Below are 22,622 nucleotides of genomic sequence, written 5' to 3'. Positions count from 1 at the left end.
GGGGAGCGCCGGCCGGTCCGCCTAGCGCTGGCGCTGGCTGGCCGCGTCCGGAAGCCGGGGCGCGCAGGCGGCCGCGCCGCCGAGGGTGTTGCGCACCCAGATGAGTTCGGCGGCGATGGCCACAGCGATCTCGGCCGGCGTGCGGCTGGCGATGCGCAGGCCGACGGGGCCGTGCAGGCGGGCGATTTCCTCGTCGCCCAGGTCGAACAGGCGCAGGCGTTCGCGGCGCCTGGCCTGGCTGGCCTCGGAGCCCAGCGCGCCGACGTAGAAGGCCGGCGATTTCAAGGCTTCCAGCAGCACCATGTCGTCGAGCTTGGGATCGTGGGTCAGGGCCACGATGGCGGTGCGTTCGTCGGTGCCGATCTCGCCCACCGCATCGTCGGGCATGCTGGTCAGCAGCGTCGCGCCGTGGGCATCCCAACCAGTCCGGTACTCTTCGCGCGGATCGCAGACCAGCACGTGGAAATCGAGACTGGCGGCGATGTCGCACAACGCGCGGGCCGTCTGGTTCGCGCCGATGATGAGCAGGCGCCAGCGCGGGCCGTAGACGGCGCGCAGCGCGCGGCCGTCGAAGTCCGGGCCGTCGAGCGGACCGGCGGGCGCGAGGCTACAGGCGCCCGTCTGCATGTCCACCGTGCGCAGGGTCAACTCATGCCGGCCGATGGCCGCCAGCACCGGGTCCAGCCACGTGGTGTCGTGCAGCGGTTCGACCACCAGGCGCAGGGTGCCGCCGCAGGGCAGGCCGAAACGCGCCGCCTCGTCGGCGGTAACGCCGTAGGTGATGCGTTCGGGCCGGTCGGGCAAGCCCTGGCGGCGCGCCCGATCGATCAGGTCGTCCTCGACGCAGCCGCCGGAGACCGAGCCGATCAATTGCCCGTCGCCGCGCAAGACCGCCAGCGCTCCCGCCTGCCGCGGCGCCGACCCCCAGGTCTGCGCCACCGTCAGCAGATGCGCCCGATGACCGGCGGCGACCCAGTCGCGCGCCTGGCGCAAGACCTCCATGTCCAGCGAATCCATGATGCTGTGTCGCTCCTTGCCGCCCGCCGCTACCGCGCGCGATTATCCATGCACTTTACCGGAGCCGGCGCGGTGCGTCGATGGGAAGTGGCATAGCGCGCCGGCGTGGCGCCGAAGGCCTGGCGGAACATCGCGATGAAATTGCTGGGCGTGGCATACCCGAGGGCGTGCGCCACGTCCGCCACGCTGGCGCCGTTGACCAGCCGCTCCAGCGCATGGACCAACTGGATCTGCTGGCGCCAGCGGCCGAAGGTCATGCCCGTTTCCGCGCTCACGCGCCGGCGCAAGGTGCTCGCGGACATGGCCAGGGTCGCGGCCCAGGCCTCCAGCGTGCGGCGGTCGCCCGGCTCGTCCATCAAGGCCCGCGCCAGGGTCGCCAGGCGCTCGCTGGCGGGCATGGGCAGGTGCAGGGCCTCATGCGGCGCGGCGCACAGTTCGTCCAGGATCACCCGCGCGATGCGTGCCTGCGCGGGCGTCAGGGGCCGCCGCGCATCCCAGGCCTGCGCGCGGCGCACCAGGCTGCTCAACAGCTCGGAGATGCCGATGACGCAGGGCTCGGCCGGCAGCCGGCGCGCCGCGCGGGGCGTGATCAGCAGGCTCCAGCCGGTCGCGGCGTCGCGCACGCGCCCCTGATGCAGCGTGCCCGCCGGAATCCAGCAGGCGCGTCCCGGCGGCAGCAGCCAGGCGCCCGCCTGGGTGCGGATCTGCGCCATGCCGGTTTCAACGCAGGCAACCTGGCCGCGCACATGGCGGTGCCAGGGGTATTCGCGGCTGCCGAGACGGTACTGGCTGCCGGCGTCATCGTCGCCGGCCTGGGCGATCACGGCAGGGCCGTCCAGCCACTCGCTGGCGTCGTCGGCGCCGGTGGCCGCGATCGACGCCGATTGGACAGATTCCAGTATTTGTTGGCTTCGCGTCATTACCTCGCCTTCGTCATCGGGCCGAACAATGGAGCAGCGCCGGTCGCCGTGGCTTGCCGCATCGGCAGCCGGCCCTCCCTTATCGCCTGACAGGAGTCGTTTTCATGAAGCACCCCATGCGCATCGGCATCGCGGGCGCCGGCCTGGGCGGATTATGCCTGGCCCAGGGCCTCGCGCGCGCCGGCATCGAGGCCGACGTCTTCGAGCGCGACGCCGGCATGCATACCCGCGCCCAAGGCTATCGGCTGCGCATCGACGCCGACGGCCAACGCGCCCTGGCCGCATGCCTGGCGCCGGACCGCTATGCCCTGTTCCGCCACAGCGCCACGCAGGCCCACGGCGCGCCGCGCTGGATCGGCCCGGACCTGGCGCCGCGCGGCGAGCGGCGCCCCGACAACTGGCGCGCCACCGGGGCCGCCGACGCCGCGACCGCGACCCAGGACGGGGATCTCGCCGTGCATCGCCAGACGCTGCGCGAAATCCTGAGCGACGGCCTGCGGGCGCGGATCCGCTACGGCCAGCCTGTCGTGGCGGTGGACGTCTCCGCCGCGCCGGCCGCGGCGGCGGGCACGTTGATAACGGCCGAAGGCCAGCGCCACGCCTACGACCTGGTCGTCGCCGCCGACGGCGCGGCGTCGCCATTGCGCCAGACCCTGCTGCCGCACGCCACCGCCCACTATCTGGGCGCATATATCGTCTACGGCAGGACACCGCTGGACCCGGCGCGGCAGGCCGCGCTCGACGCGCCCCTGCTGGAAGGCGCGACCGTGGTATTCGCGTCGGGCCTGTCCCTGATCGTCGAACCCATGCGCTTCGCCCAGCCCCTGCCGGCGCTCGCCGAACGCCTCGCGCCGGGATGCGCATTGAGCCCGCAGGACGATTACCTGTATTGGGCGTTTCTCGGCCGTCCGCATGCGCTGGGCTCTCCCGCGCTGGAGGACCACCCCGACCCCGCGGCGTGGCTGGCGGGGCTGCGGCACGCCGTGCGCGATTGGCATCCTTCGCTGCGGCGCGTGCTGGACCTGGCGGATCCGCAATCGCTGAGCCAGCGCGCGGTGCGGATGCCCGACACGGTGCCCGAGTGGCCCGCGTGGCCGGTGACCTTCCTGGGCGATGCCATCCACGCCATGAGCCCGGCCGGAGGCCTGGGCGCGAATACCGCCCTGGCGGACGCCGCCAGCCTGGCGGCATCGCTGGCCGCCGTGCGCGGCCCGGCCGGTCTGCGACCCGCCGTGCAGGCCTATGAAGACGATCTACGGTCGCGGGGGCGGGCCGCGCTGCGCACGTCGCTGGCGGGGACGCAGCGCCTGCTCGCATAGCGGCATGGACGCTTGCGCATCGGCAAGCCACGGCGCGATTTGAGTCGAAGGCCGCAATGATTGAACATCATTATGGATTTAATGGTTTTTCCGTAAAACCCACCTCATTGCGCCGGATTATGGAAAAGTGATTTGAGGGATTTCGGGTTTATCCCTAATTCCTGGAAGCGCAGAATTTCATTCAACGAGAACAACACGGCCCCGCCGGACGGACTCGGCGAGGTTCCGCTCACAGTGCGTAGTCGCAGTACCCGTAGTTGCCGTAGTACCCGCAGTACCTGTAGTTGCAGTATCGCTAGTTGCTGTACTTGTAGTTGCTGTACCTGTAGTCGAAGTAGTGCGAAGTGAAGCATCCGCAGTACGAAGTGCCCGTAGTGTGCAGTACCCCATGGCCCCGCTGCCCCCCTTGTGCGGGGCCATGGTTCCCTCCGCGCATCGCGCAGTCTCTTCCCGCACGGCGCGCGCCAGCGCCGCCGGCCCGGGAACGCCATCTCCCCACTGCTTTCACTGCGCGTATTTCGCGGCCAGGCGTGAACCATACCGAAGGCCGGATCAGGGCGATCGAGCCGATCACGTAGTCCGGCCGCCTGGACCCGCTGAATCCAGGCGGTTGCCCCGGCGGGAGGCGGGGCCGCAGTTCCAGAAGTCCTCCCGGTGCAGTACCTCGGCCCCGTCCCCACGGGGCCGAGCCCTATTTCCGGCGCGCGGCGCCGTCGTCGAACGCCGCCAGTTCCTCCCGCATGACGTCGCGCGCCAGTTCCGCGAAGACGTTCACCAGCCGCGTGCGGTTGTGATACGGCGGATACAGCAGCCCGATGATCACCGGCACCGCCGGCGAGAACGGCCGCACTTCGATCTCCCCTTCCAGTTTCTCCTCGACCGCCGCCACCGGGTTGATCAGGCTGACGCCCAGGCCGGCGGCCACCAGCGCGCAGATCGAGGCGCCCAGGCCGGCCTCGGCCACGATGCGGCGTTCCACCTTGGCCGCGTGGAAGATGCCGTCGATGCGCTCGCGCAAGGCGCTGCCCATGGGAAAGGAGATGAAGGACTCGCCGGCGAAATCGGCGGGCTTGAGCCGTTTCAGCCGCGCCAGGCGATGGCCGCGCGGCAGCACCGCCACGCAGCGCGTGGTGATCACGGGTTCCACCTGCACGCCCGGCGCGTCGCTATAAAGCATCGCCAGTCCCGTTTCGCAAAAGCCGGAGCTGACCCAGTCGTGGACCGTGCCGGCATTGCCCGATTGGATGGACACCATCACGTCCGGGTACTGCGCCTTGAAACGCGCCACGATGCGCGCCAGCAGGCCGCCGGCCAGGCGCGGCATCGCCGCCACGCTGAGACGGCCGGCCGAGAACGAACGGATGCTGGCGGCAGCCGATTCCAGTCCCGCCAGGCCGATGAAGGTCTTCTCCACTTCGTTGAAAAAGCGCGACCCGTCCAGCGTCGGCGTCAACCGGCTGCCATTGCGTTCGAACAGCGGAAACTGCGTGATCGCCTCCAGTTGCGCGATCAGCCGGCTGATCTGCGGCTGCGAAGTGTGCATGCGGCGGGCCGCCGCCGTCATCGACCCGGACACCATGATGGCCCGGAAGGCCTCGATCTGGCGCAGGCCCAAGCGTGGGATCGTCATACCAGTCCCGTATAGAGCAATACAAAAGTGGAATTGGGAAAAACAGTACAGGTAGGACATACTTTTTGCCATCCGGGCCACTACGAGTCCGGCATCACGATCCGGCATGCAGCGCCGCGAGGCGCCATGCGATAGAAGGGGGAACGCTTGAAAACCATCGCCACGCTCGCGGCCGCGCTGCTGTCCGCCGCCGCTACCACTACCGCCCACGCCGAAGGCGCCGGCCGCCTGGACAAGATCCGGGAAACCGGCGCCATCGTCATCGGCCATCCCGAATCCTCGGTGCCGTTCGCCTACCTGGACGCGTCGCAGAAGCCGATCGGCTACACCGTCGAAATCTGCCAGGAAGTCGCCAAGGCGGTGCAAGCCGCGCTCAAGCTGCCCAAGCTGGAGGTGCGCTACAACCCGACCACCTCGGCCACCCGCATCCCGCTGTTGAACAACGGCACCATCGACCTCGAGTGCGGCAACACCACCAACCTGCCGGACCGCCACAAGCTCGTGTCTTTCGCGCCGACGACCTTCGTCGCGCAAGTGGTGCTGATGGCGCGCAAGGACGCCGGCGTGGATCCCAACAACCCCGCCACCTTCCGCGGCAAGGCCATCGCCGCCCAGGCCGGCGGCCAGACCTTCCGCCTGATCTCGGAGATCAACGCCAAGAACAACTACGGCATCCAGGTCATCGGCGCGAAGGACACCGGCGAGACCTTCCTGATGGTGCAGTCCGGCCGCGCGGCCGGCTCGGCCAACGACGACGGCCTGGCCTACGGCTCGGTGGCCTCGTCCAAGAACCCCGACGACTTCGTCATCGGCACCAAGGGCCTGCAGCTCGCGCCGTACGGCATCATGGAGCCCAAGGACGATCCCGCCTTCAAGAAGGTGGTCGACGACGCCGTCATCGAGCTCATGAAGAACGGCAAGATCGCGGCGATCTACGAGAAATACTTCAACTCGCCCATCCCGCCGCGCGGCATCAACCTGAAGTATCCGATGAGCGACGCGCTCAAGCGCGCGCTGGCGCATCCCACCGACTCGGGCGACCCGGCCGCCTACGAGTAAACATCGGAAAATAGGCATCGGAACGGCCCCGCGCCCTCGTCCCGCGGACGGCGGCGCGGGACGCCCAGGCCCGGGACCTGATCCGGGCCCTTCCTGGACACGCGCATGAACTACGACTGGAGCTGGCGGGTCTTCCTGGATATGTCGCCCGACGGCGTGCACACCTTCCTGGAGACCCTGGCGATGGGGGCCGGCTGGACGCTGGCGCTTTCCCTTTCCACCTGGGTGCTGGCGATGGCGCTGGGTTCGCTGTTGGCGGTGTTCCGCACCTGCACGTCGCGCGCGCTGCGCGCCGCCGGCACGCTGTACGTGGAACTCTTCCGCAATTGTCCGCTGCTGGTGCAGATGTTCCTCTGGTACTTCGTCGTGCCGGAGGTCGTGCCCAAGCCGCTGGGCCTGGCCATCAAGCAGATGCCGCAGCCCTGGGGGCAATTCGTGCCGGCCCTGCTGTGCCTCACCCTGTACGGCGCGTCGCGCGTCTGCGAGCAGATCCGCGCCGGCATACAGTCACTGCCGCGCGGCCAGTTCCAGGCCGGCACCGCGCTGGGCCTGAGCCAGCCGCAGGTCTATCGCCACATCATCCTGCCCGAGGCCTACCGCATCGTCATCGCGCCGCTGACCTCGGAATTCATGGGCACCATCAAGTATTCGTCCGTGGCGCTGACCATCGGCCTGCTGGAGCTGACGGGGCAGGCGCGCGCCATGCAGGAATTCAGCTTCCACATCTTCGAGGCCTTCAGCGCCGCCACGCTGGTCTACCTGGTCATCAACGGCATCGTGGTGCTGAGCCTGCGCGGCCTCGAAAAACGCTACGCGGTGCCCGGCCTCATCGCCGGCAAGCGCTGAGGACCGGCATGGGCAATTTCGATTTCGGCGTCATCCGCGACGCGCTGCCTTACCTGTTCGGCACCGGCATGACCTTCACGCTGACGCTGACCGGCCTGGCCGGTCTCGCCGGCCTGGTGATCGGCACGCTGCTGGCGCTGATGCGGCTGTCGCCGCTGAAGATCCTGTCGCTGCCGGCGACGATCTACGTCAACACCATGCGCTCGATTCCCTTGCTGCTGGTGATCTTCTGGTTCTACTTCCTGGTGCCTTACCTGGGCGCCTGGATCCTGCATGCGCCGCGGCCCATCCAGGTCGGCGCCTTCAACTCGGCGGTGATCACGTTCTCGATGTTCGAGGCCGCGTATTTCTGCGAGATCATGCGCGCCGGCATCCAGTCCATCGCGCGCGGCCAGTTCCACGCCGGCATCGCCCTGGGCCTGACGCCGCGCCAGACCATGTTCAGCATCGTGCTGCCGCAGGCCGTGCGCAACATGGTGCCGGCGCTGCTGACGCGGGTCATCATCCTGTTCCAGGACACCTCCCTGGTGTACGTGCTGGCGCTGACGGACTTCCTCGGCGCGGCCTCCAAGATCGGCCAGCGCGACGGCCGCCTGGTCGAACTCTACGTCTTCGTCGCCGTCGTCTACATCCTCATCAGCTTCGTGGCCTCGCAATCGGTCAAGCTGCTGGAGAAACGCATCGTTCCCGCGCGCTGACGCGCGCCGCCACCCAGAAGAACCCGCATGGCAGCCTCTCTTTCCAATCCCCTCCAGACCGAACTTCCCGGCCACTTCGTCGACCTGCGCAGCGACACCGTCACGCGGCCCACCGAGGCCATGCTGGAGGCCATGCGCGCCGCGCCCATCGGCGACGACGGGCTGGACGGCGATCCCTCCGTGCGCCAACTGGAAAGCGCCGTGGCCGCGCGCCTGGGCAAGAACGCGGGCCTGTTCGTGCCGAGCTGCACCATGGCCAACCTGCTGGCGGTGCTGGCGCAGACCGCCAGCCGCGAACAGGTGGTGCTGGAAGCTAACGCCCACATGTACACGTCGGAACGCGGCGCCGCCACCTTCACCAATCTCTTCTACCTGGGCGTGCCCGGCGTGGAAGGCGCCATGGACCTGGACCGCCTGGCCGAAGGCGTGCAGGGCGGCGGCCACAAGCTGAAGACCTCGCTGGTGGCGATGGAAACCTCGCACAACAACGCCGCCGGCGCCGTGCCGTCCCTGGACTACATGCGCGCGGTCCATGAGCTGGCGGCCGCGCGCGGCATCGCGGTGCATCTGGATGGCGCGCGCCTGTTCAACGCGGCGGTGGCCCTGGGCGTGGCGCCGGACGCCGTCGCGCGCCATGCGGACACCGTGTCCCTGTGCCTGTCCAAGGGATTGAGCGCGCCGGTCGGCGCGGTGCTGAGCGGCCCGGCCGCGGTCATCGAGCGCGCCCGCGCGCTGCGCCGCATGATAGGCGGCACGCAGCGCCAGGCCGGCCTGATGGCGGCGGCGGGCTTGTACGCGGTGGAGCACATGGGCGCGCGGCTGGCGCAGGATCACGCCCGGGCGCGCCTGCTGAGCGACGGGGTCAACGCCATGCAAGGCGTCCTGCGCGCCACCGTGCCGCAGACCAATATCGTGCAACTGGACGTGTCGCGCAGCGGACGCGACAGCGCTGCCTGGGTGCGTGACCTCGAAGCGGCCGGCCTGGCCGTGCGTCCCTGGGGCGCGGCGCGCCTGCGCTGCGTCACGCACCGGCACATCGAGGACAGCCATATCGCGCGCGCGCTGGATTCGATACGCGCGGTGCTGGCGCGGCACGGACAGGCTTGAGACGCCGATGATTCCAGTGTGCGTGAACTTCGAGGGCGCGGCGGCTCGCGGGTCGCCCTTCCTTTGATGGATTCGCCGTATGGGTCCGTCTTATTGGTCCGCCAGTAAGTAGCTGCGCAGGTCCGCCTGGTTGGGCGTGACGTATTTGTCCTGCCAGGCGTCGTTCTCGTTGAGAAAACCCCGGTTCACCGCATGCTTCACAGGCTTGCCGGCAAGCTCCGCGTCGCGCCGGATCTCGGCCTGGACGGCCCGGAAGCGGTAGTGCTCGTGGACATCCAGCACGTGCACCGCGTAGGCGCAGGCCAGCGCCTGGTTGCCACGGATGATCGCCAGGTTCTCGTCGTTGGCGTAGGACGCCTTGAAGCCGAGGTTGTGGCTGCCGGTGACCACGACGCAGTCGGCTTCCGACATCGGATCGATCACCACGATCTTGTCGTGCACGATCGCGTGCCCTACCTTCAGCAACTCCTTGTCGAAGTCGCCGATCGGGTCTTCGATCTCCGCGGCCCGCACCATCAGCACGTTGGGAACCCCGGTGGGAGCGTAGATGGCCGGCAGGGTCACCTTGGGCTCGTTCTTGTCGCGCGGCTGGTAACCCGGCATGGCCGTGGGATCGCTGATCACGCCGGCGACGAACAGGTCCGACCGATAGCTACCGAAGGTGAGCGCCGCCGATACCGCCGTGTTGGGGTCCTCCCGGGCGTCCTCGGCGGTGCGGCCTGGGTTGAAGACCAGGAAGAAGATCGCATGTTTCGCCTTGGACATGAGGTCGAACAGCACCGCCAGGTCCGGCGGCACCGTGCGGGTTTTGGGGCTCAGGCGCCGCTCGGTATTGGGGGAGAACCACAGTTGGACCTGCGTGGCGCCGCCGTCGATGGCGACGTTCGACGGCTGGCGGTCCGCCTCGCGCAGGGCCGTGCCCTGGTTGGCCTTGTTGGGCTTGGACAGCGGCTTGGGCACGGGCTGCTTGTCCGCGTGCAGGCGGTTCCAGTAATCGAGATAGCACTGCGCGACGTCGCGGGTGCGGAACACGATGGTGTTGTTGGTCTGGCCGCATAGGCCGGTGGGCGTCCAGTTGGTGCTGCCCGTCCAGACCGCCTCCGGCTCGCCGTCTACCACCAGCACGGCGAACTTGTTGTGGCCGATGCCCTCGCTGGTGTTGAACATCCGGTCCTGCATGCGCTTGGCGCCGATGGCCTTGTGCAGGCGCTCGCGGGCGTCGGCGTTCGTCGTATCCCACTCGCCCTTGTCGTTCTTGCCGGCGGTCGTGAGGATCAGGTTCAGCCGATCGGCGTGCCGTACCAGCAGGTCGATCAACTCCGGGTCGCTCAGCTCGTACAGCGCGGCGTAGATCGTTCCGTTCCTGGCTTCGGCGCGCAGAAACAGCGTGCGCAGCATGGGCAGGACATCGCCGGCCAGGAAGTCGCGCAACGGATCGCCCACCGTGCCGATGCGCTTTTCCACCTGCTTGGGGCTCGGCGCTTTGCCCTTGGGCGTGCGCAGTTGTTTGCGCAGGTTCTGCGTCGAAAGGATGCCGTTGTTGAACCCGACGCTGATCTCGCCCAGGTCGTTGGAAGCGAGAATTTCGTTGGTCTCGAAGGCGTCGCCGTAGAACGCGAGCGGTATCGCCTTGCCCTTGTACTTGCCGGGCTGGGCCGTGTCGCTGGGCGGCACGGGCGTGAGCCCCGCCTTCATCGGACCGACCGGCTGAATCTCGTATTTCACGCGCAGCGGACCCGAACGGGCCGCCAAGGTGTTGCGGCTCTTGCGCAGGGTCAGATCGCGCCAGGAGAACTTCTGGATCGGCCACACACTGGTGTCCTGTTCTTCCCAATCGGGATTGGACTGGGATTTGAAGGCCACCCAGGTCGGCAAGATGCGCCGCTCGCCGGTATCCAAAAAGATGCGGGTGACCATGAAGCCCAGGCATTCCGGGATCTTCCCATCGGTCTCCCAGGCCAGATAGGCCACTTCGTCGTTGCAGAAGGCTTTTGCCTTAACGATGTTCGCCATCCCCGAGCTCCTCGCCGTTGTTTGAGGTCCTCTCGATATATAACGACATGATCTTGACATCGATAAGTCAGCTTCCTGCGGCTACGAAGGGCGTCTGCCGCAGGTATCTACAGCGGGCGGGTATCCAGCGCAGCGGGGGAGAAGGCGTTGGGCCGGCAGACGCGCCGTGGCGCGGTGGGGGCCGCTTGGCTGGCTCGCACCTACGACGTGGCGCCCATGAGGCGCATGCCGGTCCTGAGCCAAGTGGGTGGGCGGCGGTGATCGCGGAACCGTCGCTTGTCTGATGTTCTTCGGGGCCGTCGAGGACTGCCAGGCGCAACCGGGTGAGTCCGTCAGCGATGCGGGCGGCCGTTTCGAGCCGGGTTCGCACGACGGTGGATATGCTGACGCCCGCCGCCAGCCGCCACCCGTCCTCAGGCGGCAAGCCCCCAAAGCAACAGCGCCAGCGGAAACGCGGCGCACGCCGCGCGCCGGGCCCATGCCGGCCGATATGTGAGCAGCAGGCCCAATGGCAGCGCGGCCAGGGTCAGGGCGCCGAACCACAGCACCGGCCCCACCGACGGCCCCCAGCCGGCAATCGCCGGCCACAGGGCCAGCGCCAGCACCGCGTAGCCGACGCCGCGCAGGATGCGCCGCGTGCGCGCCGCCGGCTCATGCCCCAGCAGGTCTTCGTAGTGACGGTCCATGGACGCGGCGATCGCGCCGAAACCGGCGAACGCCAATAGCAGGCAAACCCAGGCCATTACTGCTGCACTCCGATTTCACCGGCGTCGGCCACGCGCGCGCGCTTGGCGGCCGCCGTCTTGCGCGGCGCGCCCGCCACGGCGCCCGCGCGCACCTTGCGGATCGCGAAGGCCAGCAGCACGGCCACGGCCATCGCGCTCAATTCGAAGCCCGCGACGCTCCATTGCCCGCGCGCCAGGCTGCGCCACAAGGGCAGGCCGCCCGTGAGCGCATTGAGCGCCGGCAACAGGAACAGCAGCACGGCCGCAACGCTCAGTTGCTCCACCCAGGCCTGCCGGTGCGTACGCAGCAGGGGATGCAGCGCGCCCAGCAGCCACAGGCAGAAGAAACCGCGTATCTCCCACAACGCGCGATCCGGCAAGTCGGCGGGCAACAGGTGATTGAGCCAGAAATAGCCGGCGATGGCGACCGACAGACCGCCGATGGCGCCCACGTTGAGCACCTCCACCAGGCGATGGCTGAACGGCGTGGCGCCCGCCTTGCGGCGTTCGGGCAGGCGCTTGACCACCCACAGGATCAGCCCCGTGGCGACCATCAGCGTGCCCGCGATGCCGGACAGGAAGAACATCCAGCGCAGCGCCGGTCCCGCGAAGCGGCCGATGTGCACGTTGATCATGGTGCGATAGACGTCCGTGCTCCAGGCCGTCGGCGGCTCGGGCGGCGCGTCCAGGCGCGTGCCGTCGGCCGCGTAGTACAGCCGGCGCGCGGGGTAGTCCGTCATGCGATCGCTGGAGGCGGGACGCAGCTCCACCGTGCTGTCGGCCTGGCCGGGATGCCGGACCAGGAAGGAGTCGACGCCGCGTCCGTCCCATTGCCGGTCGGCGTCGCGCAGGATTTCGTCCAGCGCCAGCACGCCGGCCGCCGGCGGCGGCGCATCGGCGGGACGCTGCAGCTTGGGTTCCAGCAGGACGCGCCGTTCCTGGTAGAACTGCATGCGCTGCCCGTCGTAGGCCGCGTCCAGGCCCCAGGGCAGCAGCATGAACATGAGCAGCAGCAGGCCGGTGAAGGTCAGGACGAAGTGGAAGGGCAGGCCCAGGACCGCCAGCGCGTTGTGCGCGTCCAGCCAGGAGCGTTGGCCCTTGCGCGGGCGGAAGGTGAAGAACTCGACGAATATCTTCTTGTGCGTGATCACGCCGCTGATGATGGCCACCAGCATGAAGAAGGCCGCGATGCCGGCCAGGATGCGTCCGGTGTAGACGGACAGGCCGTAGAACTCGAAATGGAAGCGGTAGAAGAAATCCGCGCCGCGGGTTTCGGGCACCTTCAGGACCTCACCCGTGCCGGCATCCAGCGTGACGACCTTGCGGCCGCGCCTGTCCTGCGGCGCGCCCTTCGCGCGCCAGCTCACTTCCACCGCGGGTTGCCGGACGGTGGGCAGCTCGACGGTCCACTGCTCCGCGTCCGGCGCCAGCTTGCGCAAGGCTTCGACGGCGCGGTCGGCGGTGTGCGCGTCGGCGAAAGAATGCTGCACCGGCGGCTTCATCCAGGCGGAGATCTCGTCGCGCACGTAGCTCAGCGTGCCGGTCAGGAACATCGCGAACAGCAGCCAGCCCAGCAGCAGCCCGGCATAGGTGTGCAGCCAGGACATGGACTGGCGCAATCCCTCGGGCTTGCCGTCGGGCCTCATGACGCCGCTCCCATCAGCAGGCGGTCCAGGCCGTAGCACAGCAAGGCGCCGCCCAGCACCCAGGCCCAGGCGCGCCGGGCGTTCGCGCAAGCGAACACGACCAGCACGGCGATGGCATAGACCAGGAAGCCGATCATGGTCGCGCCAAGCGCGGCGTCGGCGCGCGTGACGACGCGCAGCAGCAGGTGGGCGCTCAGCGTCGTCGCCGTATACGCGAACAGGTAACCGGCGGGACCGGCGGCCAGGACCCGCGACAGCACGGCGCAGCGGTAGGCGAGGAGCGAAGGGGAAGCGTTGGCGGGCATCGGAATCGGTCGGCCGCGCGCCGAATGGGGCGCGGCGGCGCATGGGCGCGCGTGGACAAACTCCCGATTCTAATACAAATGAGAGTTATTCCTATTATTTTGGGCCGCCGGGCTTCCTTTCCGCCGCCGGCGTGGATGCCCTACGACGCCTGTCTGGCCCGCAGCAAACCATGCATGTAGCGGCCCGCTTCCTCGATATCGGAGCGGATGGCGCGGCTGGCGCCCTCGGCGTCGCCGCGCGCCAGGGCCTCGACGGCCGCGGCGTGGTAATCCATGCGCTTGAGGAAAGGCACGTACTCGGGCAGCACCAGATTGAGAACCGGACCGCAGCGCAACCACAGCATTTCGATGGCGTCCTCGATCAGGTCCAGGCCGCTCAAGGCGTAGATATGGAAATGGAACTGGCGGTGGGCGTCCAGGTAGCCCTCGTTCGCCGGCGCGTCGATGAGGCGGCGCATGTCGGCCACCAGGCCGCGCAGCTTGTCGAGGTCGGCCGCCGTCACGTGCGCCGCCGCCTCATAGGCCGCGCGCCCTTCGAGCTCGGCCCGCATGATCAGCAACTGCTGCAACTGGCCGGCGTCGATGTCCGGCACGACCGCGCCGCCCCCCTGCCCGCCGGAACCCCGCTTGAGCACGCGCTCGGCGATCAGGTGGTTCACCGCGTCGCGCACCGGCGTCAGGCTGATGCCCAATTCGGCCGCCACCTCCCGCAGCACGATGCGATGCCCCGGCTCGTAGCGCCCGCTCAGCAAGGCCTCGCGCAGGGCGGCGTAGGAGCGGTCCCACAGGGTTTCCCGGTCTATGGGCCGCAGGGCGGTCGGCTTGGCGCCGCTGCCGGGAAGGGGCGCGGATTTCGCGTGGGGCATGCTGGATTTACCTGATGGCTGGACCGATGGGGGCCTATTTTCTCACTTCCTCCCGTGGGAACGCCGTCCAAAATTTCCATTGTTATTCGTTATAACGAATGCTAGCATGCACCGGACTACCGATCGCCCACAGAGGCGCAGCCCCGCCGCAACGACGGCGAACCTTCGGAGGAGACCACCATGCCATCGCTTACCCGCTTGCTTGCCAGCGGCCTGCTCGCCTGCGCGCTGCCTTTCGCCGCGTCGCAGGCCGCCGGCTTTCCCGACCATGCCATACGCTTCATCGTTCCCTGGAACGCAGGAGGCTCGAACGACATCGCGGCGCGCGAGCTGCAACAGTTGCTCAGCGCCGACCACATCACCCTGGTCGTGGAGAACCAGCCGGGCGCCACCGGCGCCATCGGCCTGGCCAAGGTGGCGGCCTCGCCGCCCGACGGCTACGTGCTGGGCATGGGCACCAGCTCCACCCTGGCGCAGATCGCGCAAAACCTGACGCCGCTGCGCAACGAGCAATTCACCCATATCGCCCGCGTCTCCACCGATCCCTTGATGCTGCTGGTGCCGGCCAACGGCCCGGCCAGGAACCTGGATGAATTCCTCGCCCTCATGAAGAAGAACCCCGGCAAGATCTCCATCGGCACGCCGGGCACCAACAACCTCAACCACATCTTCGCGGAGATGACCGCGCGCAGCGCCGGCGTGGGCTACGTCAACGTCCCCTACACCGGCGGATCGCGCGTCATCACCGACCTGGCCGGCAAGCAGATCGACGCGGCCGTGCTCAAGCCCTCGGAAAGCAAGGCGCAGATCGACGCCGGCTTCGTGCGTCCCATCGGCATCTTCGCCAATGCGCGGCTGGCGCTGTATCCGGACGTGCCGACCTTCAAGGAAAAAGGCTACGACGTCTTTCCCTATGGCCCGCTGGTGCAGATGGCCTACGTCGTGGCGCCCGCGGGTCTGCCGGCGCCGGTACGCCAGCGCCTCGTCGATGCCTTCCGCAAGGCCATCCAGAGCCAGAAGTACAAGGACTTCGCCGCGCAGAACGGCTTCCTGGTCGACGACCTTGCCGGCGACGCGCTGGACAAGGAAGTGCGCGACGTGCAGACCACGCTGAACAGCGTGGCCGCCAAGGTCTTCAAGCATTGAGCCGCCGGATATCTTCCCCGCCGTGCCGGCGCGCTCCCGCGCCGCGCGGATCGAGAACCTGAAATCGAGGACATGATGAGCATCATCGAGAAAGTCACCTGCCACGTCGTCGCCGCGCCCGTGCAGCGCCCGTTCACCTCGTCGCGCGGGTGGCTCTACAAGACGCGCGGTTCCTGCATCGTCGAGATCGAGACCCGCGACGGCATCGTCGGCTGGGGGGAATGCTACGGACCGGCCCAGGTCGCGCGCGCCTATATCGAATCGCAGTACGCGCCGCGCATCGTCGGCCGCGACGCCCACGACGTCGAGGTGATCTGGGACGACCTGTACAACCGCATCAAGGACTACGGCAGCAAGGGGATGGCCATCTCCGCGCTCAGCGGCATCGATATCGCGCTGTGGGACATCATCGGCAAGTCCTGCGGCAAGCCGGTGCACAAGCTGATCGGCGGCGCCTACCGCACCGAGGTGCAGTCGTATGCCACCGGCCTGTACTTCATCGACATGGACCGCCTCATCGAAGAAGCCGTGGAAGAGGCCGCCGAATACGTGCAGCAGGGCTTCACGGCCATCAAGATGAAGATCGGGCTGGGCTCGCCCAAGCTGGACCTGCGGCGGGTGCGCGCGGTGCGCGAGACCGTGGGCGGCGACGTGCGCCTGATGGTGGACGCCAACCATTGCTTCACCGTGCCGGCCGCGATCCGCCTGGGGCGCGAGCTGGAGGCGCTGGACGTCGAATGGTTCGAGGAACCCATCTCGCCGGAAGACCTGGACGGCTATGTCGAAGTGACCCGCGCCCTGGACATGGCCGTGGCCGGCGGCGAAAACGAATTCACCCGCTGGGGCTTTCGGGACATCGTCGCGCGCAAGGCCATGGACATCGTGCAGCCGGACGTCTGCGCCGCGGGCGGCATCAGCGAGTGCCGCAAGATCGCCACGCTGGCCATCAGCCACGGCGTGGAGTGCGTTCCCCACGCGTGGGGGTCGGCCATCGGCCTGGCCGCCACCCTGCAATTCCTTGCCGCGCTGCCGGACCAGCCGCCGAGCTTCCGCCCCATGCCGCCGCTGCTGGAGTTCGAGCAATGCGAAAACCCCTTCCGCGACGAGCTGACGGAAACGCCCATCGAACAGCGGCGCGGCATCGTGCAGATTCCCACCGGCCCCGGCCTGGGCATCGAGATCAAGCGCGCCGTGCTCGACCGCTATCGCGTCGCCTGACGGAGGACGCGACATGCGCTTCATCTCGCTCCAGCGCGACGGCGGATGCGTCGTTCCCGGCATTGTCCTGCGCCGCGACGGCGTCGACGTGGCGGTGGACGTCACGCATGCGGCCAACCCGCCGTGGTGCGCGGCCTTGCCGGCCGATCTGCTGGCCTGGATAGAAACGGGCCTGGACGCGCTGGCGGCGCGCCTGGACGCCACCGCCTTCGCCGACGCCGCCTGCATGCCCCTGGCAGGGGCCACGCTGGCGGCGCCCCTGCCGCGTCCGGGCAAGGTCGTGGGGGCCGCCTTCAACTTCCACGACGCGCTGCGCGAGCGCGGCATGCCGCCGCCAGCGGCGCCGGTCATCTTCATCAAGTCCGGCCGCACCGTGATCGGTCCCGGCCAGCCCGTGCGCCTGGCCGCGGACGTCGGCAACGTGACGTACGAAGCCGAACTGGGCGTGGTCATCGGCCGCACGGCGCTGCGTATCGACGCCGCGCACGCGATGGACCACGTCGCCGGCTATCTCGTCGTCAACGACGTCAGCGCCAGCGACATGGTCCGCGCCGACAAGGCGTTCGTGCGCGGCAAGAGCCAACCCACGTTCTGCCCCTGCGGTCCCTGGATCGCCACCCGCGACGAGGTCGCCGACCCCGGCGCGCTGGGCGTGCGCCTGCGGTTGGACGGCGTATCGCGGCAACAGGGCAACACCGCCGACCTGGTGTTCGGCATCGCCGAACTGATCGCCCATGCCTCGACGCAGATGCCCCTGGACCCGGGCGACATCATCGCCACCGGCACGCCCGCCGGCGTCGCCATCGCCCACGATCCGCCCGCCTGGCTGCGCCCGGGATCCGCCATGACCGCGGAAGTCGACGGCCTGGGCGCCCTGCACAATCCCATCGTCGCGGAGGGCAAGCCATGATCGTAAATCCTCCCACGGGGAGGCAGGCGCGCAACGACAGGAGGGCACACCAGTGAGCGATCTTCCCGTGGTGCTGTTGACCAGCGCCATCCATCCCGATGAACACGCGCGGCTGGCCCGCCACGCGACCGTCGTCCAAGCGGCGGATCCGCAGCCGGACACCCTGCGGCGCGCGATCGCGCCGGCGCAGGGCGTGATCGTGCGCAACCCGCTGCCCGCCGACATCTTCGAACACGCGCCGCGGCTCAAGGCGGTGGTTCGGCATGGCGTCGGCCTGGACATGATCCCGATGGAGGCCGCCCGCCGCTTCCCGGTCACCGTCGCCAACGTACCCGGCGCCAATACCGCCACGGTGGTGGAGTACTGCGTGGCCGCCATGCTGCATCTGCGGCGACCCCTGGCGCGCATGGACCGCATGCTGCGCGAACAGGGCTGGGCCCCCGCGCGGGCCATGGGCGAGGGCAGCGGCGAATTGAGCGGCGCCACCTGCGGCATCGTGGGCGTGGGCGCCATCGGCAGCCGCCTGGCCGCCGTCGCGGGCGCGCTGGGCATGCGCGTGCTGGGCCTGACGCGCAGGCCCGAAACATTGCCGCCGGGCGTGCGGGCCGCCGACAAGGAAACACTGATGCGCGAATCGGACGTCATCGTGCTGTGTTGCCCGCTCACCGACGCCACGCGCGGCCTGGTGGACGAAGCCGCGCTGTCCGTCGTCCGGCCCGGCGCTATCCTGATCAACGTCGCGCGCGGACCCGTGGTCGACACCGCCGCGCTGATGCGCGCGCTGGAGGACGAGCGCCTGGCCGGCGCCGCGCTCGACGTGCACGACGTGCAGCCGCTGCCGGCGGACGCGCCCATCCTGCGCAGCCCGAACGTCCTGCTGACGCCCCACGTGGCGGGAGCCACCGCCGCCAGCATGCGCCGCATGAGCGAAGGCGCGGTGGACGAAATGCTGCGCATCCTCGCCGGGCATGAGCCCATGAACCGCGTTTGAAACCATAGAGCAGGAGCCGCCATGAAAATCACCGATATCCAGGCAGTCCCCATCTCCTTTCCCGTGCCGCCCGAGAAATCGGTGCGGCTGGGCATAGGCCGCAGCGTCAAGCGCGATGCCGTGCTGGTGCGGGTGCGCACCGACGAAGGCCTGACCGGATGGGGCGAATCGCATCACGGGCGCTGCCCCGGCGCCATCGCGCGCCTGCTCGACACCACGGTGCGGGAACTGGTGGTCGGCATGGATGCGCTGGACGTCGCCGGCGTGACCGCCCGCATCCTGAAAATGCAGTTCGCCAGCCACGGCATGGGCGCGGCGGCGGCGCTCGCGCTCAGCGGCCTGGACCTGGCCTTGTGGGACATCCGCTCGCAGGTCACGGGATGGCCCCTGTTCCGCCAGCTGGGCGGCGCGGCGCGTCCCGTGAAGGCCTATGCGGGCGGCATATCGCTGGGCTGGCAGGAGCCGTCGCAACTCGCCGAGGAAGCGCTGGGCTTCGTCGAGCAAGGCTATCGCGCGCTCAAGCTGCGCGTGGGCGATACGCCGGCGCGCGACATCGCCCGCGTCCGCGCCGTGCGCGCCGCGGTGGGCGACGACGTCGACATCCTGGTGGACGCCAACACCAGCTACGGCATCGACGACGTGCGCCGCGTCATGCCGGCCTACGAAGAGCAGAACGTCGGCTGGCTGGAAGAACCCTTTCCCGCGCACGACGCGCAAGCCTATGCGCGCGCGGCGCGGCTGGGCCGCGTGCCCCTGGCCGCGGGCGAGAATCACTACACGCGCTACGAGTTCGCGCCGCTGGTGGCGGCCGGCGACGTGGGCTTCATCCAGCCCGACCTGTCCAAATGCGGCGGCGTCACCGAGGGCATGCGCATCGCCGCCCTCGCCGCGTCGGCCAAGCTGAGCATCAACCCGCACACCTCGGCCACCGCGATCAACATGGCCACCACCATCCATTACCTGTGCGCCCTGGACAACCCCGGCTACTTCGAGGCCGACGTCACCGCGCTCAATCCCTTCCGCGACGACATGATGGACAAGCCGCCCTACGTCCTGGACCAGGACGGCATGGTGCGCCCCTACGAAGGCGTCGGCCTGGGCCTGGAGATAGACGAGAAATTCCTCGCCGCGCATCCCCTGATAGAAGGGCCTTGCTACGTTTGAGGACGTGAATAGGCCAGCAATGCGGCAATGGCGGCAAGCTGCACGGCGGCCGCCACCGGGAACAGCCAGGCGGCGCCGCCGAGATCGCGCAGCAGGCCGAACAGCGCCGGCGCGAAGGCATAGGTGCCCTGCGACACCGCCACGATCAAGGGAATCACGCGCTGCGCGTCGGCGCGCGTGAATTCGGTCTGCGCGATCAGCGGCGGCAAGGAAGTGGCGTTGCCGATGCCGGAGCCGAACAACAGCAGGCCGGCCCAGCGCAGCACGCCCACCAATGCGCCCTCCTGCGCCGGCAGCCACACGCTCATCAGCAGCGCGAGCACGCCGGCCGCCTGCAAGCCGTAGGCGATGGCCGCGACCCGGCGACGGTCGGTGCCCGGCGGCATCAGCCTGCCGACCGCGATGCGGCCGAAGATCGCGCAGGCCGTGCACAGGCCCATGGCGAAGCCGGCCGCCTTCTCGCCCATGACGGGCGCCAGCAACGAGAACAAGTGGGCGATCAAGCCGATCTGCGCGAACAGCCCCAGGGCCATGCCGGCGCACAGGGTAAGGAAGCGGCGGTCCTTCCAGGTATCCGTCAAAGGCGCCGGCGGCGCTTGTACTCCAACCCCATCGCCGCTTGCGGCATCGGCCGTGCCGCTACTCCCAGTGGCGGCGGGCGGGGGCGCCGTGACACCCCCATCTTGCCCGGCGCCGGCATATACGCCATCCGGATACTGCCCCTTGGAGGCCGGCGTATGGCGGAACACGGCGGCGGCCAGCCACGCCATCGTGCCCACCATCGCCACGCCCACGACCATCGCCGCGCCGTCGAGCCCCATGACACCGATCAGCAGCACCCACAAGGGCGAGAACACCACGCCGCCCAGGCTGGCGCCGTTGTAGGCCGTGCCCAGGGCCAACGGCCGCCGCGCGACGTACCAGGGCGCGATCAGGGCGTTGACGGCGGCCCCGCCCATCGTCACCCATCCGGCGCCGCTCAGCGTCGCCGCCAGGAACAATTGCGCGGGCGTCGCGGCGATGCCCCAGCCATACACCCCCAGGGCCAGCACGACGGCCCCCAGCACCGTGACGCGCGGCACGCCCGCGCGCCGATAAAACCGCGGCAGGTTGGCCACCACGAAGGCGCCCAGCACGAAGTGCCAGGTGACGGCAGCCGAAGCCCACGCCACATCGGCCGCCCCGCGCCGCACGACCGACTGCAAAAAGACGGGCGGCCCGTAGAACCCCACGCCCCAACCGAAAACCGCCAGCACAAAGGTGGCGGCGATGACCTTGGATCCGAAAAAAGAATGCGCCGGCGCGCCGATGCTCATCGACATTTTTCTGCTTGTATTGATGGACAGGCCGCCAGTATGCGGCAACGACGCATCCACACTTCGACCATGATCGAATCGTGCCCGACAGGACCACTGCCGTCGACATCTCGCCTTATGCGCCATAGCCGCTGCCGGCCAGGACGGCATGACCTCAGTGCAGCAGCTTGACGATCTCGTCGCCCGTCTGCGAAATATGCGATGCCAGCAGGCGTTGCGCGCCTTTCGTATTTCCTGCGCGGCACAAGCTCAGGATCTCGCGATGGTCCGCCTGGGAGTCGGACTTGTATTGCGACCTCGACCAGAGCATTCTCAGATAGGGTTCGAGCGCCAGCCGCAATCTTTCAAGCATCGCGAGGGTTCGCGGCCGATTGGCCTTCGCGTAGAGATGGCTGTGGAAATCGACGTTGAGGGACAGTTGTTCATCCAGCGTCTTCGCCGCATCGAGCTCGACGATTATCTGCTCTGCCCGATCGAAATCCTCTTCGGTCAGGCGCGGGATCGCTTTCGCCAGAAGCATCGATTCGAGCATCACCCGCAACTCCACGATCTCGTGGACATCATCGTCGGAGAGGCAAGCGACGATCGCGCCACGCCTGGGCACGATCGCCACCACGCCTTCCTCCCCGAGCAGCCGCAGCGCCTCGCGCACGGTCACCTGGCTAACCGAAAACTGTTTCGCAATCGCGTCCTGGCGCAATGGCTCGCCCGGTTTGAACACCCCGCGAAAGATCGCCTCGCGCAGCGCATCGGCCACCACGCCGGAGATCGGCTGCCGGCGGTCCTGGACCGCTTGCGCCAGCGAAATCAGTTCGTCCATCGGTAAAACCCTTAGAAAAAACGGCACCTCCGGATGTTGACACATTTTTTCCGCAAGCGTAAGTTCCCGATTACCGATGAACGATTATCGATAATCAGGAGAACGGATGCACCTTGACCTTACCCAGTTCGACGCTGTCACTTTCGATGTCTACGGCACCTTGATCGATTGGGAGCCCTCCATCATCAGGATGTTCCGCAGCGTCGCCGACCAGCACGGCGTCGAACTGTCACACGAGGAATTCCTGCTCGAATTCGACCGCGCCCGGGCGCAGTTGCAGCGCGTTCGCCCCGCGCTGCTGTATCCCGACGTCTTGAAACAGGCATACGAGCAGTTCTGCGAGCGCCATGACGTGGCGCCCGACGACGCGGAGCGCGAAGTCTTCGGCAAGGCGGTCATGCTTTGGCCCGCGTTCGACGATGCCATCGAATCGCTCGCGCATCTTCACGCGCACATGAAGATCGGCCTGCTCAGCAACATCGACAACCAGTCTCTCGGCTACTCCGTGCGCAAACTGCGGCTGGCGCCGGACGTGGTGGCGACGGCCGAAGGCGTGGGCGCATACAAGCCGGACCATGCTCACTTCGACGCGGCAATCCGGGATTTCGAGGCGATGGGCATCGCCAGGAACCGCATTCTCCACGTCGGCCAGAGCCTGCGCGCCGACGTCATTCCGGCAAATGCGCTCGGCATCAAGTGCGTATGGATCAAACGTCCCGGCCGCAGCCTCGGTTCGCGTCCCGAGGATGCGCGAGGCGCGCAACCGGATGCCGTCTTTGACACGATGCACGACTTCGCGTTGGCCCATCGCGCACAGATGGCCCTATCAAACCGGACAACCGGACACAAGGACTGACATCATGACTCGCGGTGTAATTCGACGGACAATATCCTGCCTGGGACTAT

21 protein-coding genes are annotated in these 22,622 nt (G+C 68.4%); 11 read left to right on the top strand and 10 right to left on the bottom strand.

The genetic code is table 11. The features are described 5' to 3' along the window. Window positions 1-21 precede the first annotated feature (21 nt). A complete protein-coding gene (locus CAL29_RS30775; RefSeq protein ID WP_094856626.1) occupies window positions 22-1,017 on the bottom strand; it encodes an XdhC family protein in 996 nt (331 codons plus the stop codon). A 29-nt stretch (window positions 1,018-1,046) separates the two neighbouring features. Next, a complete protein-coding gene (locus tag CAL29_RS30770; protein ID WP_094856625.1) occupies window positions 1,047-1,937 on the bottom strand; it encodes an AraC family transcriptional regulator in 891 nt (296 codons plus the stop codon). A 104-nt stretch (window positions 1,938-2,041) separates the two neighbouring features. Here CAL29_RS30770 and CAL29_RS30765 point away from each other — a divergent pair, with 104 nt between their 5' ends. Next, a complete protein-coding gene (locus CAL29_RS30765) occupies window positions 2,042-3,256 on the top strand; it encodes an FAD-dependent oxidoreductase (protein WP_094856624.1) in 1,215 nt (404 codons plus the stop codon). 691 nt (window positions 3,257-3,947) lie between these two features. On the opposite strand, the gene CAL29_RS30760 is transcribed toward CAL29_RS30765, so the two are convergent. Further along, complete coding sequence (locus CAL29_RS30760; RefSeq protein WP_094856623.1) at window positions 3,948-4,886, bottom strand: LysR substrate-binding domain-containing protein; 939 nt, start codon at window positions 4,884-4,886, stop codon at window positions 3,948-3,950. 147 nt (window positions 4,887-5,033) lie between these two features. Here CAL29_RS30760 and CAL29_RS30755 point away from each other — a divergent pair, with 147 nt between their 5' ends. From CAL29_RS30755 to CAL29_RS30740, 4 genes are all read left to right on the top strand, one after another. After that, the gene (locus CAL29_RS30755) at window positions 5,034-5,945 is read left to right on the top strand and encodes an amino acid ABC transporter substrate-binding protein (RefSeq protein WP_094856622.1); all 912 of its coding nucleotides are present in this window, start codon (window positions 5,034-5,036) and stop codon (window positions 5,943-5,945) included. Window positions 5,946-6,050: 105 nt separating this feature from the next. After that, window positions 6,051-6,791, top strand: coding sequence for an amino acid ABC transporter permease (locus CAL29_RS30750; protein WP_094856621.1), 741 nt, complete (start codon window positions 6,051-6,053; stop codon window positions 6,789-6,791). 8 nt (window positions 6,792-6,799) lie between these two features. Then, complete coding sequence (locus CAL29_RS30745) at window positions 6,800-7,489, top strand: amino acid ABC transporter permease (protein WP_094856620.1); 690 nt, start codon at window positions 6,800-6,802, stop codon at window positions 7,487-7,489. A 27-nt stretch (window positions 7,490-7,516) separates the two neighbouring features. After that, a complete protein-coding gene (locus CAL29_RS30740; RefSeq protein WP_094856619.1) occupies window positions 7,517-8,596 on the top strand; it encodes a threonine aldolase family protein in 1,080 nt (359 codons plus the stop codon). A 90-nt stretch (window positions 8,597-8,686) separates the two neighbouring features. On the opposite strand, the gene CAL29_RS30735 is transcribed toward CAL29_RS30740, so the two are convergent. The 5 genes from CAL29_RS30735 to CAL29_RS30715 form a co-directional block, all read right to left on the bottom strand. Beyond that, entirely contained in the window at window positions 8,687-10,609 is a 1,923-nt protein-coding gene (locus CAL29_RS30735; RefSeq protein ID WP_094856618.1) for a phospholipase D-like domain-containing protein, read from the bottom strand. Between the two features lie 413 nt (window positions 10,610-11,022). Further along, on the bottom strand, window positions 11,023-11,352 hold the full coding sequence (locus tag CAL29_RS30730) for a DUF3325 domain-containing protein (protein WP_094856617.1): 330 nt from the start codon (window positions 11,350-11,352) through the stop codon (window positions 11,023-11,025). Next, window positions 11,352-12,980: a PepSY-associated TM helix domain-containing protein gene (locus tag CAL29_RS30725; protein WP_094856616.1), complete on the bottom strand. Its 1,629-nt coding sequence runs from the start codon at window positions 12,978-12,980 to the stop codon at window positions 11,352-11,354. Before CAL29_RS30725 ends, CAL29_RS30730 begins: the two co-directional genes overlap by 1 nt. Then, window positions 12,977-13,285, bottom strand: coding sequence for a hypothetical protein (locus CAL29_RS30720; protein WP_094856615.1), 309 nt, complete (start codon window positions 13,283-13,285; stop codon window positions 12,977-12,979). Before CAL29_RS30720 ends, CAL29_RS30725 begins: the two co-directional genes overlap by 4 nt. Before the next feature lie 140 nt (window positions 13,286-13,425). Continuing rightward, on the bottom strand, window positions 13,426-14,151 hold the full coding sequence (locus tag CAL29_RS30715; protein WP_094856614.1) for a GntR family transcriptional regulator: 726 nt from the start codon (window positions 14,149-14,151) through the stop codon (window positions 13,426-13,428). A 180-nt stretch (window positions 14,152-14,331) separates the two neighbouring features. Between CAL29_RS30715 and CAL29_RS30710 the strand changes: the two genes are divergently transcribed. From CAL29_RS30710 to CAL29_RS30690, 5 genes are all read left to right on the top strand, one after another. Continuing rightward, the gene (locus CAL29_RS30710) at window positions 14,332-15,297 is read left to right on the top strand and encodes a Bug family tripartite tricarboxylate transporter substrate binding protein (protein WP_094856613.1); all 966 of its coding nucleotides are present in this window, start codon (window positions 14,332-14,334) and stop codon (window positions 15,295-15,297) included. A gap of 72 nt (window positions 15,298-15,369) precedes the next feature. Then, window positions 15,370-16,515, top strand: a complete 1,146-nt coding sequence (locus CAL29_RS30705; RefSeq protein WP_256977834.1) for a mandelate racemase/muconate lactonizing enzyme family protein — start codon at window positions 15,370-15,372, stop codon at window positions 16,513-16,515. Between the two features lie 13 nt (window positions 16,516-16,528). After that, complete coding sequence (locus tag CAL29_RS30700) at window positions 16,529-17,425, top strand: fumarylacetoacetate hydrolase family protein (protein ID WP_094856612.1); 897 nt, start codon at window positions 16,529-16,531, stop codon at window positions 17,423-17,425. A 52-nt stretch (window positions 17,426-17,477) separates the two neighbouring features. Next, window positions 17,478-18,416, top strand: coding sequence for an NAD(P)-dependent oxidoreductase (locus CAL29_RS30695; protein WP_094856611.1), 939 nt, complete (start codon window positions 17,478-17,480; stop codon window positions 18,414-18,416). A gap of 21 nt (window positions 18,417-18,437) precedes the next feature. After that, complete coding sequence (locus CAL29_RS30690) at window positions 18,438-19,580, top strand: mandelate racemase/muconate lactonizing enzyme family protein (protein WP_094856610.1); 1,143 nt, start codon at window positions 18,438-18,440, stop codon at window positions 19,578-19,580. Here the strand turns inward: CAL29_RS30690 and CAL29_RS30685 are convergent. Continuing rightward, window positions 19,571-20,902 (bottom strand): MFS transporter, encoded by a 1,332-nt coding sequence (locus tag CAL29_RS30685; RefSeq protein WP_256977831.1) that lies wholly within the window; start codon window positions 20,900-20,902, stop codon window positions 19,571-19,573. The genes CAL29_RS30690 and CAL29_RS30685 overlap by 10 nt on opposite strands. A 148-nt stretch (window positions 20,903-21,050) precedes the next feature. Next, entirely contained in the window at window positions 21,051-21,716 is a 666-nt protein-coding gene (locus tag CAL29_RS30680; protein ID WP_179284238.1) for a GntR family transcriptional regulator, read from the bottom strand. 106 nt (window positions 21,717-21,822) lie between these two features. On the opposite strand from CAL29_RS30680, the gene CAL29_RS30675 reads away from it, so the two are divergent. Next, the gene (locus tag CAL29_RS30675) at window positions 21,823-22,572 is read left to right on the top strand and encodes an HAD family hydrolase (protein WP_094856607.1); all 750 of its coding nucleotides are present in this window, start codon (window positions 21,823-21,825) and stop codon (window positions 22,570-22,572) included. Window positions 22,573-22,622: the final 50 nt, after the last annotated feature.

This window comes from Bordetella genomosp. 10, from assembly GCF_002261225.1.
Classification (GTDB): domain Bacteria; phylum Pseudomonadota; class Gammaproteobacteria; order Burkholderiales; family Burkholderiaceae_B; genus Bordetella_C.
Note: the sequence above shows the minus strand (reverse complement) of the source record. Positions and strands in the feature narration are given on the sequence as shown.